Origin of the sequence: Streptomyces sp. NPDC004284 (assembly GCF_042874035.1) — a bacterium.
Lineage (GTDB): Bacteria > Actinomycetota > Actinomycetes > Streptomycetales > Streptomycetaceae > Streptomyces.
Map to the genome: position 1 here is coordinate 99312 of NZ_JBIAMJ010000012.1, position 14329 is coordinate 113640.

Here is a 14329-nt window from a genome sequence, read left to right on the forward strand (position 1 = left end):
CTCCGGCCCCGTACGATGGCGCGGTGCTGGTCAAGTGGATTCGCTGCACCGTGGTCGACCGTCGAGGGTTCGAGCGGGGGCAGCGGAAATGGGCGGGGCTGCTCGGTGAGCCGGGATTCCGGGGCCAGGGCGGCGGGTGGAGTCGGGGTCGCCCGGACGTCGCCCACATCTTCGCGTTCTGGGAGAGCCGGGCTTTCTACGACTCGTTCATGGCGCGGTCGCACGACCGTCTCGCGGCCGCGCAGGTGGGCACGTTCAAGGACAGCCAGGTCAAGCTCTTCGACCACCGCTTCGACGTGAAGACCGGCTTCGAGCCGCGCTTCGCCGACGCCGACGTGGCACGGGTGGCGCACTGCCGGGTCCACGAGGACCGGGCCGAGCACTTCGCGCTCATGCAGGAGAAGGTGTGGAACCCGGCCATGGCCGGGTCCCCCGGCATGCTCCGGGGCCTGTTCGGTGAAGCGCCCGGCAGCGAGTTCCTGGTGCTCTCGATGTGGCAGTCCGCCGCCGAGCACGGAAAGTACCGGGTCGAGCGCGTGGAGCGGCTCGGGCTGCGGGCCCGTACCGCGGCCGACGTGGCGGCCCTGAACGGGGACGTGGTGCAGCTCGAACCGTCCTGGACGGTCTGAGCCCGCCGATCTTCCCCGGATGGGCTTCGGGCGCCGCCTCGGCTGAGCCCGCCGGAGAGCGGCGAACTAGGGTCGGGGTATGGCAAGACCGCGGCGCATCGTTCTCGTACGGCACGGAGAGTCCGAGGGCAATGTCGATGACACGGTGTACGAACGGGAGCCCGACCACGCCCTGAGGCTGACCGGGACCGGGTGGCGGCAGGCGGAGGAGACGGGGGAGCGGCTGCGGGAGCTCTTCGGGGAGGAACCGGTCAGCGTGTACGTCTCGCCGTACCGCCGCACCCACGAGACCCTCCAGGCCTTCCGGCTCCCCGCGGAGCAGGTCCGGGTGCGGGAGGAGCCGAGGCTGCGGGAGCAGGACTGGGGCAACTGGCAGGAGCGGGAGGACGTACGCCTGCAGAAGGCCTACCGGGACGCGTACGGGCACTTCTTCTACCGCTTCGCCCAGGGCGAGTCCGGTGCCGATGTCTACGACCGCGTCGGCGCCTTCCTGGAGAGCCTGTACCGCAGCTTCGAGGCCCCCGACCATCCGCCCAACGTCCTGCTGGTCACCCACGGGCTGACCATGCGACTGTTCTGCATGCGCTGGTTCCACTGGACCGTTGCCGACTTCGAGTCGCTGTCCAACCCCGGCAACGCCGAGACCCGCACGCTCCTCCTCGGCGAGGACGGCAGATACCGCCTGGACAGGCCGTTCGAACGCTGGCGTACCCCGGAACCGTACGGCCCCACCGGATAGAGTGGCAGACCGATGACCGCTGACTCCTCACCCGACCGGCGCTTCGACCGCGCCCTGGCCAGCCTGCGCGGGCTGTCCGTGGGAGACGCCCTGGGCTCCCAGTTCTTCGTACCCGCCCACTACCCCCTGCTGAAGCGGCGCGAGCTGCCCGCCGGCCCCTGGCAGTGGACCGATGACACCGAGATGGCCTGCTCCGTCCTGGCCGTCCTCGTCCACCACAGCCGGATCGACCAGGACGCCCTGGCCCTGTCCTTCGCACAGCACCACGACTTCGACCGGGGCTACGGCCCGGCGGTCAACCGGATGCTCCGGCTCATCCGGGAGGGTGGCGACTGGCGGGAGCTGGCCGCCGCGCTCTTCAACGGGCAGGGATCCTGGGGCAACGGCGCCGCGATGCGGATCGCCCCGCTGGGAGCCTGGTACGCCGACGACCCGGAGCAGGCGACACACCAGGCCGAGATCTCCGCGTACACCACCCACCAGCACCGGGAAGCCGTGGTGGGCGCCATGGCCGTCGCCGCCGCGGCCGCGATCGCCGCCGACCCGGCCGGGCCGCCCACGCCCGAGGCACTGCTCGACGGGGTCATCGCCCTCGTGCCGCGCAGCGCGGTCGGGGCGGGCCTGCGCAGGGCCCGCGACATGCTCGACTACGGCGACGCGAACACGGTCGCCGCGGTGCTCGGCAGCGGTCGCCGGACGAGCGCCCACGACACGGTCCCCTTCGCGCTCTGGTCGGCCGCGCGCGGGCTCGGCGACTTCGAGCGGGTGTTCTGGACGACCGCGCAGGTGGGTGGCGACGTCGACACGACCTGCGCCATCGCCGGAGGAGTGGTCGCCTCCGCCGCCACCGGTGCGCCCCCGGCGGACTGGCTGCGGCAGACCGAGGACCTTCCGGGGTGGGTCCCGGACGGGACGGCCTGAAACGGCACGGTGTCCCCCGGATCCCCGAGCGGGATCCGGGGGACACCGGCGCGTGCACGGGCCTGGGGCGGTTCCGGGTACGCGGCGGGCTCGGGCCACGGACCCGGGTACGCGCGTGTGGGCGGCCCTTCTGGCCGGGTACGCGCGCGTGGTGAGCCTCTTGGCCCGGGTGCGCGCGCGTGGTCGGGTTCTCGGCCCGGTACGTGCGCGTGATCAGGACCTTGGTCGGGTACGCGTGTGTGGCGAGCCCGCGGCCCGGGTACGCGCGCGCGTGGTCAGGCCATCGGGCCCGCGGCCTCGGCGCGGCCGCTCAGGGCTTCCAGGTCGCTCTTGCGGACCCGGATCACCAGGACGGCCGTGACCAACGCGATCAGCACCATGCCGATGGCCGCCGTGAAGGCCGAGGAGATGCCGGAGGTCAGCACCTCGTGGCCCCAGGGCGCGGGCAGCTCCTTCGCCTTCAGGGCCTCGGCCTGCTGCTCGGGCGTCGCGTGCGCGAGGAAGTCCGGCAGCTGCTTCTCGCTCTCCTCGCGGCCGGCCGTGCCGAAGACGGTGACCAGGATGGAGAGGCCGAGCGAGCCGCCGACCTGCTGGGTCGCGTTGAGCAGGCCCGAAGCGGCACCCGCCTCGTGCTGGGCCACTCCGGAGACGGCCGTGAGCGTGAGCGTCACGAAGTTCAGGCCCATACCGCAGCCGAACACGACCATCGGGCCGAGCACGCCGGCGACGTAACTGCTGTCCGACGAGATGAACGTCAGCCAGAAGAGGCCGACGCCGGTGAGCGTCGCGCCGGTCACCATGAACGGCTTGGGCCCGAGGACCGGCAGCAGACGCTGGGCGAGGCCCGCGCCGAGGCCGATCGCGACGGTCACCGGAAGGAACGCCAGTCCGGCTTGGACCGGGCTGTAGCCCAGGACGTTCTGCACCCACAGCACGATGAAGAAGAACATCCCGAACATCGCGGACGACAGGCTGAGCATGATGACGTACGTGCCCGAGCGGTTGCGGTCCGCGAACATCCGCAGCGGCGTGATCGGTTCCCTGGCCCGCGACTCCACCACGGCGAACGCCACGAGCAGGACCACCGCGGCGGCGAAGGAGCCGATGGTCAGGCCGTCCTTCCACCCTTCCCCGGACGCCCGGATGAACCCGTAGACCAGCGCCGCCATGCCCAGCGTCGACGTCGCGGCGCCCGCGATGTCGAACCGGCCCGGGTGGCGCTCGGACTCCGCGATGTAGCGCGGGGTCAGGAAGGCGATCAGCAGCCCGATCGGCACGTTGACGAAGAAGACCCAGCGCCAGTCGAGCCACTCCGTGAGCGCTCCGCCGGCGAGCAGGCCGATCGCGCCACCACCGGCGGAGACCGCGGCGAACACGCCGAACGCCCGGTTGCGCTCCGGTCCTTCGGGGAACGTCGTGGTGATCAGCGCGAGCGAGGTGGGCGAGGCGATCGCGCCGCCCACGCCCTGCAAGGCCCGTGCGGCGAGCAGCTGCCACGGTTCCTGGGCGAAGCCGCCGAGCAGCGACGCGAAGGTGAAGAGCAGGATGCCCGCCATGAACACCCGGCGGCGGCCGAGGATGTCGCCGGCACGTCCGCCGAGCAGCAGGAGCCCGCCGAAGGTGAGCGTGTAGGCGCTGAGCACCCACGACAGGTCGGTGGTCGAGAAGGAGAGCGCGTTCTGGATGTGAGGCAGTGCGATGTTCACGATGGTGGCGTCGAGGACGACCATCAGCTGGCAGGCGGCGATGACGGTCAAGGCGATACCCGGCCGACCTGCGGTGCGAGCTGGCGCGTCCTTGGTCTGTGTGTCCACCGGAGAAGTTGTCACTATGGATCCCCCCACGGAAGAATTAGTGAACGACACCGTTCACTGTTCGTCAACGGTAGTGAGTCCCCCTCAGTGAACGCAACCGTTCACTGAGCGCTGCCGACGAATCGAATCGCGTCAACGGAGAGATCCTGATGGTTACTTCGCGCTCCACGGCCGCCGCCCGGCCGGAGGGGGCGGTGCTGCGGCGCCGCGGTCCCGTGCTCGAGCGGGCGATCCTGGAGGCCACGCTCGACCAGCTGGGCAGCGTCGGCTGGAGCGGCCTCACGATGGAGGGTGTCGCGGTCGGCGCGCAGACCGGCAAAGCGGCGGTGTACCGGCGGTGGCCGTCCAAGGAAGACCTCGTCGCGGACGCCCTCCAGGCCGGACTGCCGAGGCTCGACGAGGCTCCCGACACCGGCCGTGTGCGTCAGGACCTGTACGAGCTGTGCTGCCGGGTCCGGGAGGTGATGTACTCCAAGCCCGGCTTCGCCCTGCGGGCCGTGCTTCACGAATGCGATGCGGAGTCCGCCGCGCGCTTCCACGGGCTGATCGAGACGGGCGTGGTCGAACCCTCGAAGCGCCTCTTCCGGGACGTGCTGGAGCGCGGAATCTCGCGTGGAGAGGTGCGGTCCGACGCCATCGACGATCTCGTCCTCGATGTCATCCCCGCCATGATGATGTACCGCTCCAAGGTGTGCGGAAGCGAATGGTCAGAAGGCGAGATCGCCGGATTGATCGACCGGGTCATGGTGCCGCTGCTGCGCGCCTGAGCAGGGCCGGGAGCTTCCAGGGCGGGGCGACGGCGGGCTCCGAGGTGCGCTCACGGGTGTCGCGGGACGGGCCTTCGGCGCCCGCCGAGGCGAATCCGGGTATCGCGGGTGGCGCCAGGCGGCGTAACCTGTCTGGCGCCATGCCGTACGAACCTCCCACCCACACCGTCGAGCGGTCGCTCCGAGCCACCACCGGCGCCAAGATCGTCGCCGGGGTCGACGAGGTCGGACGCGGGGCGTGGGCCGGCCCCGTCACGGTGTGCGCGGCCGTCACCGGCCTTCGTAAGCCCCCCGAAGGACTCACCGACTCGAAGCTGCTCGCTCCCAAGCGCCGGAACACGCTGGCGGCGGAGCTGGAGGGATGGGTCACCGCGTACGCGCTCGGTGATGCCTCTCCGCGGGAGATCGACGAACTCGGGATGACCGCGGCGCTGCGGCTCGCGGCCGTCCGGGCCCTCGAAGGTCTTCCCGTGCGGCCCGACGCGGTGATCCTGGACGGCAAACACGACTACCTCGGCAGCCCCTGGCAGGTCCGTACGGTGATCAAGGGCGACCAGTCCTGCATCGCCGTCGCGGCGGCCTCCGTCATCGCGAAGGTCCGGCGCGACGCCCTCATGGCCGAGCTGGAGGGCGAGGGCGGCCAGTACGCGGCGTACGCCTTCGGGGCCAACGCGGGCTACCCTTCGCCGGTCCACAAGGCGGCGCTCGAAGAGCTGGGACCCACCCCGTACCACCGCCTCTCCTGGTCGTACCTGGACGCGCTGCCCCAGTGGCGCCACCTCAAGAAGGTCCGCCTCTCCGCCGAGGCGGCCGCGCTGGAAAGCGGGGGCCAACTCGGCTTCGACTTCTGAACTTCCGGTCACGGAGCCCTCCCGAAGGGCCGTCCATGTGGCCGGGGTGCACATGTGTGCCCACCCGCCGGTGCTCCGCGCAGCGGCGTTTGATAGACATCCATTCATGCCTCTCATCCCCGAGGAGCCTCAGATTCACGAGAGCGCCCAGGGTCCCCGCGCCACCGCGGCCGCCGGCCGCCCCGCGTCGACCCCCCGTCCCGTACCCGGCCCGCGTTCCGCGGCCTCTCCGCGTCCCGGACGCCCCGGTCCGCCCAAGCCCGCCGCACCGGCGTCGAACCCCGGTGCCGGGCAGTCTCCGGCCAAGCGCCCGGAGAATCGTTCCGACCAGCGCACCACCCCGCAGCTGCAGCTGATCCCGGCCCCGCTCGACGGCGCGCTCGACGCCGCAGAGGAGGCCCTGGACCTGCTCCTGGAGAGCGGACGGGCGCCCGGCGAGATCCTGGTGCTCACCACCGGCGACCCGCACCCGTGGGCAGCTCACGAGCTGTCCTTCGGTGAGGCCGCCTACTGGGCCCAGCAGGACACCGGCGACGACGTGTTCTTCGCCGGCGCCTCCGCCGTGGAGCGGGCCACCGCCCGCCCCGTGGTGATCGTCGCCGTCAACGGCGGCGACGAGGAGACGGCCGCCCGGGCCCTTCCGGCGGCGATGGACCGCGCGGGCGCGCTGCTCGTCGTCTGCGGTGACCCGCAGCGCGTCACGGCGCTCCTCGGAGTCGGCGCCGGCGTCTGACCGACCGTTCCCCCGCCGGGTCCCCACCGGGCCCGGCGGGGACCCGGCGGGGGAACGGCGGAGTCCTGGAGCCGCCCGAGCGGTCAGCGCGCGGCGGCCCGGCGCAGGGGTTCGATCGCGCCGCTCGCGGTCCTCGGCGTGAGCCGATCGAAGTCGGTCGGCCCCTCGCCCAGCGGCACGGGAAGCGAGTCGGAGCTCGGCCGACGGCCACCGCGACCCTCGCCGAGCACCTGCCAGCCCCCTCCGGTCAGCGTGATGTACGCGCCGCAGCGGAGCCCGTGCAGAGTGCAGGCGTCCCGGAGCCCCCACATCCAGGCTCCGTCCTCCTCCGTCCAGCGCTCGTCGCCCTCGCGGCAGTACAGCAGGACCGCGGTTCTCACGGGCGCGCGTCTGCGGAGGTCGTGCGGTATGACCCGCCGCAGATGCGCCAGGAGCGCATTGCGGAACTCCCAGCCGTCCGCCGCGACGGGACGGCGGACGAACGAGGCACTGGCGGCGAGCCGCTCCTCGTGGTCCAGGACGGCGAGGACCGCCGTCGAGGGCGTGGGCGCATGGCGCGAGTGCAGTCCGCTGACGACCTCACGAGGATTGCGCAGCAAGGGAATTCCGGCCGCGGCCCACTCCGAGGGCTCGAGTATCCGGGCGAGGCGGCTGGCGGACTCGGACGACGATCTGAGCGAGGCGGCTGTGGGCGGAGCGAATCCGAGGGTCACGGTCCTCCCTTCGGATACGCGCCCGCTGGGCGCGGGCAAGGTCGGGTGAGGGCGCACCACGGCACAGTCCTTCCGGACCGCTGACGAGCCGTGCGGGGGCGGTTCCCCAATTCTTGCTGGCCCGTGCGCGAGCGGCAACGAGCAATTGAGGCCGCTGACGGGAATGAGTTGGTATGCCTTTCATATCCCTGCCCAGTTGCTCATTGTTCACTCCCCGTTTCCCCACCCGTTTCACCCCTGGACGGCGAGCACCAGCGGAAACACCCCTTCCGCTCCGGCGCGCCGCAGCAGCCGCGCCGCCACCGCCAACGTCCAGCCGGTGTCGGAGGAATCGTCCACGAGGAGAACCGGCCCGCCGGCGCCCGCCAGCCGCCCGGCCAGGTCCGGAGGGACCGTCAGAGTCCGCTGCAGGCCGACGACCCGCTGGGCGCTGTTGGTCCGCGAGAGCCGGAACCCCTCCGCCTCCGGCGCGTACTCCACCGCGCCGAGGAAAGGCATCCTGCCGATCTCGGCGATCTGCTGTCCGAGCGAGCCCACCAGACGCGGCTTGCGGTGGGAGGCGACCGTGACCACACCGGCGGGCCGGGCCGGCGCGTCCGGCGCCCCGGATGCCCACCCCCCGGGCCCCTTGGCCCAGTCGGCCAGCACCTGCACCACCGCCTGCACCACATCGTCCGGCACGGGCCCGTCCGGCGTGCCGTCGGCAAGCAGCGGACGCAGCCGGTTGCCCCAGCCGATGTCCGAGAGCCGCCCCAGGGCCCGGCCGCCGAACGCCTGCTCCCCGGGCGGGATACGGCCCTTCAGATCGACCCCGACCGCGGCGAGCCCGGTGGGCCACATCTTCCGGGGCTCGACCTCCACGCCGGGCCGCCCCAGCTCGCCCTTGGCCGCGTCCAGCGCCGCCACCGACACCTTCGGGTCGAAGCGGGCGCCCGCGCAGTTGTCGCAGCGACCGCACGGAGCGGCCTCCTCGTCGTCCAGCTGGCGCCGTAGGAACTCCATCCGGCACCCGGTCGCCGCCGCGTAGTCGCGCATCGCCTGCTGCTCGGCCGACCGCTGCCGCGCCACCCAGGCGTACCGCTCGGTGTCGTACGCCCAGGGCCGACCGGTGCTCTCCCAGCCGCCCTTGACGCGGCGCACCGCGCCGTCCACGTCCAGGACCTTGAGCATGGTCTCCAGCCGGGTCCTGCGCAGCTCGACCAACGGTTCCAGGGCGGGCAGGGACAAAGGCCGGCCCGCCTGCGCGAGCACGTCGATCGTGCGGCGCACCTGCTCCTCGGGCGGAAAGGCCACCGAGGCGAAGTAACGCCAGATCGCCTCGTCCTCCTGCCCCGGCAGGAGCAGCACCTCCGCGTGCTCCACCCCTCGCCCGGCCCGGCCGACCTGCTGGTAGTACGCGATGGGGGAGGAGGGGGAACCGAGGTGCACCACGAAACCCAGGTCCGGCTTGTCGAAGCCCATGCCGAGCGCCGAAGTCGCCACGAGCGCCTTGACCCGGTTGGCCTGGAGGTCGTCCTCCGCCTGCTGCCGATCGGCGTTCTCCGTCCGGCCGGTGTAGGAGGACACGGTGTGCCCGCACTGGCGCAGATAGGCGGTGACTTCGTCGGCCGCGGCGACCGTCAGCGTGTAGATGATCCCGGAGCCGGGGAGCTCGCCGAGATGGTCGGCGAGCCAGGCCAGCCGGTGCGCGGCGTCCGGCAGTCTGATCACGCCCAGACTCAGGCTCTCCCGGTCGAGGGGCCCGCGCAGGACGAGGGCGTCCGTGCCCGCCCCCGTGCCGAGCTGCTCGGCCACGTCGGCCGTCACCCGCGCGTTCGCCGTCGCCGTGGTGGCCAGCACCGGAACGCCGGAGGGCAGGTCGGCCAGCATCGTCCGCAGCCGACGGTAGTCGGGCCGGAAGTCGTGGCCCCAGTCCGAGATGCAGTGCGCCTCGTCGACCACGAGCAGCCCGGTGGCGGCGGCCAGCCGTGGCAGTACCTGGTCGCGGAAGTCGGGATTGTTGAGCCGCTCCGGACTCACCAGGAGCACGTCCACCTCGCCGGCGGCCACCTCCTCCTGGATCGTCTCCCACTCCTCGGTGTTCGAGGAGTTGATCGTCCGGGCGCGGATGCCCGCCCGGGCCGCCGCCTCCACCTGGTTGCGCATCAGCGCGAGCAGCGGGGAGACGATCACGGTCGGGCCGCCGCCGCGCTCGCGGAGCAGTGAGGTCGCCACGAAGTACACGGCCGACTTGCCCCAGCCGGTCCGCTGCACCACCAGGGCACGGCGCCGATCGGCGACCAGGGCCTCGATGGCCCGCCACTGGTCCTCGCGCAGTCTGGCCCTGCCGGTCGGGTCGGAGACGAGACGGGCGAGCACGGCGTCGGCGGCGGCTCGGAGGGCGGCGCGGTCTTCCAGCGGGGCTGCTTGGGTCATGCCCCCATGCAACCCGATGCCTCGGACATCGCGCGAATGAGACGGCGAACCTGTGGATAACTCGACGAGGTGGCGAATGCCCCGTCCCGGGAGTTATCCACAGGGGTTTCGGATTTCGGGAGATCACGAGACCGTCCTGACCATGAACGCGAATCACCACGAAACCAGTGCATCCTCCCGTCGCCAGCAGATCACCCTGCGCGGCCCGGCGGAGCTGGCCGACGCCCTGCCGTTCGTGCTGGGCTTCCACCCCACAGACTCCGTCGTCCTGGTCGCCCTCCACGGCGAGCACGGCCGCTTCGGCGGCCGGGTCAGGCTCGGAATCCCGCGCTCGCCCCAGGAGTGGCCGTCCACGGCTGATCACCTCGCGGAGTGCCTCGTCGAGGGCGGCGCCCGATCCGGCGCACGGCCGGACGGCATCGTCGTCTTCCTGTGCCAGGACCCCGCGCCCGGCGAGACGGGCCGCAGGGTCATGGAGCGGCTGAGGCCCTTCGCACAGCGCCTCAGGACCGCCTGCGGCGCCCTCGACATCCCCGTCTACGAGGCCCTCTGCATCACCGACGGGCTGTACTTCTCGTACTGCTGTCCCGACCAGCGCTGCTGCCCGCCGGACGGCACCCCGCTCGCACTCAGCGGCACCTCGGTGATGGCGGCGGCCGCGGCGTACGCCGGAGTGCAGGTACGGGGCTCCCTGAAGGACATGCAGGCCCGGCTGAAGCCGCGCAGCGGGCCCGGGGACGAGGAACAGCGGGCCGCCCTCGACACGGCGGCGGCCTCGATCGTCCCCCGGATCCTCGAAGGCGCCGAAGGCCAGGGGCGGGAGGAGGTGCGCGGAGCGACGCTGCGTCTCGCCCGTGAGGCCCTTCGCCGCTTCGTCGACCCGAAGAGCCCGCAGGTCCCTCTGAGCGCGAAGAGCTCGGGGATTCACGATGGCCAGACCGGTGCGGCGGGCGCACTGAGCACGGCAGTCCCGGTACGGCCGGCCGTACCGGGACTGCGGGCCGGTGCCGCGGTCGCGGCCGACGCGGCCGACGACGCCCTGATCACGACCGACGAGGCGGCCGCCCTGGTCCTCGGCCTGCAGGACCGGGTCACCCGGGACCGCGTCGCCGAGTGGATGGAGGGCTGGGAGGGGACCGCGGCCCTGCGGCTCTGGCGCGTCCTGGCCCGGCGCTGTGTCACGCCCTACCAGGAGCACGCCGCCGCACCCCTCACCCTCGCGGGCTGGACGGCCTGGTCTCTGGGCGACGAGCCGACCGCCCGGGTCGCCCTCGGACTCGCACTCGACGCCGACCCCGAGTACGTGTTCGCCCGGCTGCTGCACCAGGCGTGCAACGAAGGTCTCGACCCCGAATCGCTCCGCTCCTGCCTGAGGAGCGAGCGGGACGCCCGGGCGGCCTCGGAGCAGGAGGCCCCCTCGCCCTCACGACGGGTCCGGACGCGAGCCACCCGCAGGCCGGGCACCACGCAGGCCCTCCGGAAGCCGGGGCGGCAGACCGCCGGCAGCGAGCGCCGGGCGACCGCCGGAGTACGCCCCGCCGGACCCGCCACCACGAGGCCGGGAGGCGGCACTCCGCGGCACGGCGGGCACCGCGGTTCCAGGAGCGACCGATGACGACCGTGACCCGGCCGCCCGCGAGCGCGTTCAGCTCTCTGGCGGAGTCGTACGAACCGTCCCGCCGACACCCTGCCGGCCGCCCGGTTCGCACAGAGAGCACCCCGTACCCGCCATGGCTCCCAGCCCCGTTCCGGCCCCCGGCCGCCCCGCCGGACACCCGAGCACCCAGCCGTCCGGCCACGCCTCCGGACACACGTCCGGCGCCGGCGTCGTCTTCCCGCGCGCGACGCGTCCCGCGGAACTTCCCTCGGTGCACGGTGCGCTCCTCTGCGTGGCCCTGCCCGCCCTCACCGTCTGCGCCGAGCACGGCCAACTCACGGGAGAAGGACCCGAGGGGGTGTACGACGCGGGGAGGCGGCTCCTGTCCCGCTGCGTCCTGCGGGTGGCGGGGCGTGAACCCGTCGCGCTCCAGGGCCGCATGGCAGCCGCCGACCGGGCGGTGTTCCTCGGAGCCCTACGGGTCCCCGGCGAGGCCGGACCCGACCCGGCACTCACCGTCGAACGCACGCGGAGCGCCGACGGAACCGAGCGGATCACCCTGCGCAGCTCCGCTGCCCGGCCCCTCCGGCTCCCCGTGGAAGTCGCTCTGGGCACGGATCTCGCGGACCTGGGCTCGGTGGCGTCCGGGAGAACCGGCCCCGACCTCGCCGCGAGCGTCCACGGCACCGGACTGCGATGGACCGACGGCGACGGCCGATCCGTCGCCGTCACGGCGGACCCGCCGCCCATGGACTCCCTGGCGGCGGCGGGAGTACTGCGCTGGGAGGCCGAGCTGGCCCCCGGAGCCGCGTTCACACTCCGGCTGCGGGTCCGCGGGGAGTCGCCCGCCCGCCCCACCGCCTCCTCGGGGGCGGGCTCCGGACGACCTGGCGGCCACCTCCTCGCCGAGGCCCGTGCCGAGGGAGACGACCCGCGGCCGGGCGAACTGCTCCGCATCTCCGTCGAGGACCTGCGGGCCCTGCTCCAGCGCGACCCGGCCCATCCCGCGGACGTGTACTTCGCGGCCGGCGTCCCCTGGCGCTGCGGACCGGTCACCGCCGAGGCGCTCTGGGCGGCCCGCATGGCCCTGCCCCTCGGCACCCGGCTCGCCGCCACCACCCTGCGGGCCCTCGGGCGCACCCAACTCTCCGGCAGCGGACCCGACTCCGGACGCCTCCAGGGGCCGCTCAGGGACGCCGGCCCGTACCTCCCGCCCCGCTGCACGGGCATCGAAGCCACCCTCGCCTTTCCGGCCGTGCTCGCCGAGGCACGCCGCTGGGGCCTCCCGTCCGCGGACCTGGATGAGCTGCTTCCCGTGGCGGAGCGCTGCCTCGACTGGCTCCGGCGTACGGCCGACCGCAACGGGTTCGTGCCGGACCCGGGGCCCGCCGGGCCCTGGCGGGCCGAGACCCAGGCCCACGCCCACCGTGCGGCCCTGCTCGGTGCCGACCTTCTCGACGGCTGCGGACGGCCCGGGGGAGACACCCTGCGGGACGAGGCCCGGTCTCTGCGCGAGCGGTTCCGGCGCGAGTTCTGGCTCGACGACCCGGCGGGGGGTCGTCCCGCCGTCGCCCGCGCGCCCGACGGCCGGACCTGGTCCCAGCTGGGCGGCTGGGCCGCGCACCTGCTCGATACCGGGCTGCTGGGCGGCGGCCGACACGCACCGGGCCTCCTGGACCGGACGGAGACCGAACAGGTGGCCAGGCTGCTCGGTACCCCGGCGCTCGACACCGGCTGGGGACTGCGCAGCCTGGGAACCAAGGAGCCGGGCCACAACCCCTTCGGCCACCGTGCCGGCGCGGTCCGGGTGCACGAGACGGCGGTCGCCGTGGCCGGTCTTGCCGCCTCCGGTCACGAGAAGGAGGCCGCCTCCCTGCTGCGGGGGCTGCTCGACGCGGCGGAGGCCTTCACCCACCGGCTCCCCGAGATGTACGCGGGAGAGCAGCGGACGACGGGCGGGCGCCCGGTGCCTCACCCGGCGGCGTGCCGGCCGGCGGCCGTCGCGGCTGCCGGAGCGGTTCACGCGCTCCTGGCCCTCGCAGGCATCAGACCCGACGCACCGGGCCGGTCCGTATCGGTGCACCCGCTGGCCTCGGCCCCGCTCGGCGCGATCCGGTTGTCGGGGCTCGTGGTCGCCGGCGAACCCTTCGCCGTACGGGTCGGCAGGCTGGGGCTCGGTATGGTCGAGGAGGCCGCAGAGGGCCTTCAGCTGGGGGTGTGACGGGATGCCGGGCACGGAGACGAGGGAAGCCTCGTGGCACGGTGAGGAAGTCGTGGTCGATGCTTCCGCGAGGCGTGTTTATCGTCAGGAAGACGACTATGATCGCGGCATGCCTCCCTACGACCCCTCGGCCTTCCCTCCCTTCGCCGTGACCGTCGATCTGGTCGTGCTCACCGTGCGGCGCCACGCACTGTGCACCCTGGTCGTACGGCGAGGAGAAGCGCCGTACCAGGGGCGTTGGGCGCTGCCCGGCGGTTTCGTACAGGCCGAGGAGGACCTCGGCGCCGCGGCGGCGCGCGAGCTGGTCGAGGAGACGGGCCTCTGTGCCCACGACCCGGCCGCCCCGCCGCCCGTACCGAGCAACGGTGCGCACCTGGAGCAGCTGGCGACGTACGGGGCCCCTGACCGTGACCCGCGCATGCGGGTGGTGAGCGTCGCGCACCTGGCGCTGGCGCCGGACCTTCCCGCGCCGCGCGCGGGCGGTGACGCGAACAGCGCCCGCTGGGCCCCGGTCGAGGAGCTCCTCGGCGAGGACGGGGCCTCCGCGGTCGAGGACGGTGGGCCGGGGGCGCTCGCCTTCGACCACGCCCGGATCCTCGCGGACGGGGTGGAGCGTGCCCGCTCCAAGATCGAGTACTCCTCCCTGGCCACGGCCTTCTGCCCGCCGGAGTTCACGGTCGGAGAGCTGCGGCGCGTCTACGAGGCGGTCTGGGGCGTGTCCCTCGACCCGCGCAACTTCCATCGCAAGGTGACCGGCACGCCCGGCTTCCTGGTGCCGGCCGGAGGCACCACGACCCGTCAGGGAGGGCGCCCCGCACAGCTCTTCCGGGCAGGTGGGGCCACTCTCCTCAATCCGCCGATGCTGCGCCCCGAGGTCTGAGAGCCGTGCGCGTGCGGCGCCCCTGAGCGTCAAACCTGCACCGAAAGTC

At 73.3% G+C, this 14329-nt stretch carries 12 protein-coding genes; 9 read left to right on the forward strand and 3 right to left on the reverse strand.

What is annotated here, in order from left to right; translation table 11 throughout:
* Positions 1-23 precede the first annotated feature (23 nt).
* The 3 genes from ACFYUS_RS27300 (at position 24) to ACFYUS_RS27310 (ending at position 2289) form a co-directional block, all read left to right on the forward strand.
* The gene (locus ACFYUS_RS27300; protein WP_388857392.1) at positions 24-629 is read left to right on the forward strand and encodes a YdbC family protein; all 606 of its coding nucleotides are present in this window, start codon (positions 24-26) and stop codon (positions 627-629) included.
* Positions 630-708: 79 nt separating this feature from the next.
* On the forward strand, positions 709-1368 hold the full coding sequence (locus tag ACFYUS_RS27305) for a histidine phosphatase family protein (RefSeq protein ID WP_388857395.1): 660 nt from the start codon (positions 709-711) through the stop codon (positions 1366-1368).
* Between the two features lie 12 nt (positions 1369-1380).
* Positions 1381-2289 carry an ADP-ribosylglycohydrolase family protein gene (locus ACFYUS_RS27310; protein WP_388857398.1) on the forward strand — a complete coding sequence of 303 codons (909 nt, stop codon included), beginning with the start codon at positions 1381-1383 and terminating at the stop codon, positions 2287-2289.
* 275 nt (positions 2290-2564) lie between these two features.
* On the opposite strand, the gene ACFYUS_RS27315 is transcribed toward ACFYUS_RS27310, so the two are convergent.
* Positions 2565-4118 (reverse strand): MFS transporter, encoded by a 1554-nt coding sequence (locus tag ACFYUS_RS27315; protein ID WP_388857401.1) that lies wholly within the window; start codon positions 4116-4118, stop codon positions 2565-2567.
* Between the two features lie 134 nt (positions 4119-4252).
* Here ACFYUS_RS27315 and ACFYUS_RS27320 point away from each other — a divergent pair, with 134 nt between their 5' ends.
* From ACFYUS_RS27320 to ACFYUS_RS27330, 3 genes are all read left to right on the forward strand, one after another.
* A complete protein-coding gene (locus ACFYUS_RS27320; protein ID WP_388857404.1) occupies positions 4253-4870 on the forward strand; it encodes a TetR/AcrR family transcriptional regulator in 618 nt (205 codons plus the stop codon).
* A 140-nt stretch (positions 4871-5010) separates the two neighbouring features.
* Positions 5011-5721 (forward strand): ribonuclease HII, encoded by a 711-nt coding sequence (locus ACFYUS_RS27325; RefSeq protein WP_388857407.1) that lies wholly within the window; start codon positions 5011-5013, stop codon positions 5719-5721.
* A 106-nt stretch (positions 5722-5827) separates the two neighbouring features.
* Positions 5828-6454: a hypothetical protein gene (locus tag ACFYUS_RS27330; RefSeq protein WP_388857410.1), complete on the forward strand. Its 627-nt coding sequence runs from the start codon at positions 5828-5830 to the stop codon at positions 6452-6454.
* Between the two features lie 83 nt (positions 6455-6537).
* On the opposite strand, the gene ACFYUS_RS27335 is transcribed toward ACFYUS_RS27330, so the two are convergent.
* Complete coding sequence (locus tag ACFYUS_RS27335; protein WP_388857413.1) at positions 6538-7167, reverse strand: hypothetical protein; 630 nt, start codon at positions 7165-7167, stop codon at positions 6538-6540.
* 231 nt (positions 7168-7398) lie between these two features.
* Complete coding sequence (locus tag ACFYUS_RS27340; protein WP_388857416.1) at positions 7399-9582, reverse strand: RecQ family ATP-dependent DNA helicase; 2184 nt, start codon at positions 9580-9582, stop codon at positions 7399-7401.
* Between the two features lie 142 nt (positions 9583-9724).
* Between ACFYUS_RS27340 and ACFYUS_RS27345 the strand changes: the two genes are divergently transcribed.
* From ACFYUS_RS27345 to ACFYUS_RS27355, 3 genes are all read left to right on the forward strand, one after another.
* The gene (locus tag ACFYUS_RS27345; protein WP_388857419.1) at positions 9725-11197 is read left to right on the forward strand and encodes a DUF4192 domain-containing protein; all 1473 of its coding nucleotides are present in this window, start codon (positions 9725-9727) and stop codon (positions 11195-11197) included.
* A 115-nt stretch (positions 11198-11312) separates the two neighbouring features.
* Positions 11313-13400, forward strand: coding sequence for a glycogen debranching N-terminal domain-containing protein (locus ACFYUS_RS27350; protein ID WP_388857422.1), 2088 nt, complete (start codon positions 11313-11315; stop codon positions 13398-13400).
* A 109-nt stretch (positions 13401-13509) separates the two neighbouring features.
* Positions 13510-14280, forward strand: coding sequence for an NUDIX domain-containing protein (locus ACFYUS_RS27355; RefSeq protein ID WP_388857425.1), 771 nt, complete (start codon positions 13510-13512; stop codon positions 14278-14280).
* The last annotated feature ends 49 nt before the right edge of the window (positions 14281-14329 follow it).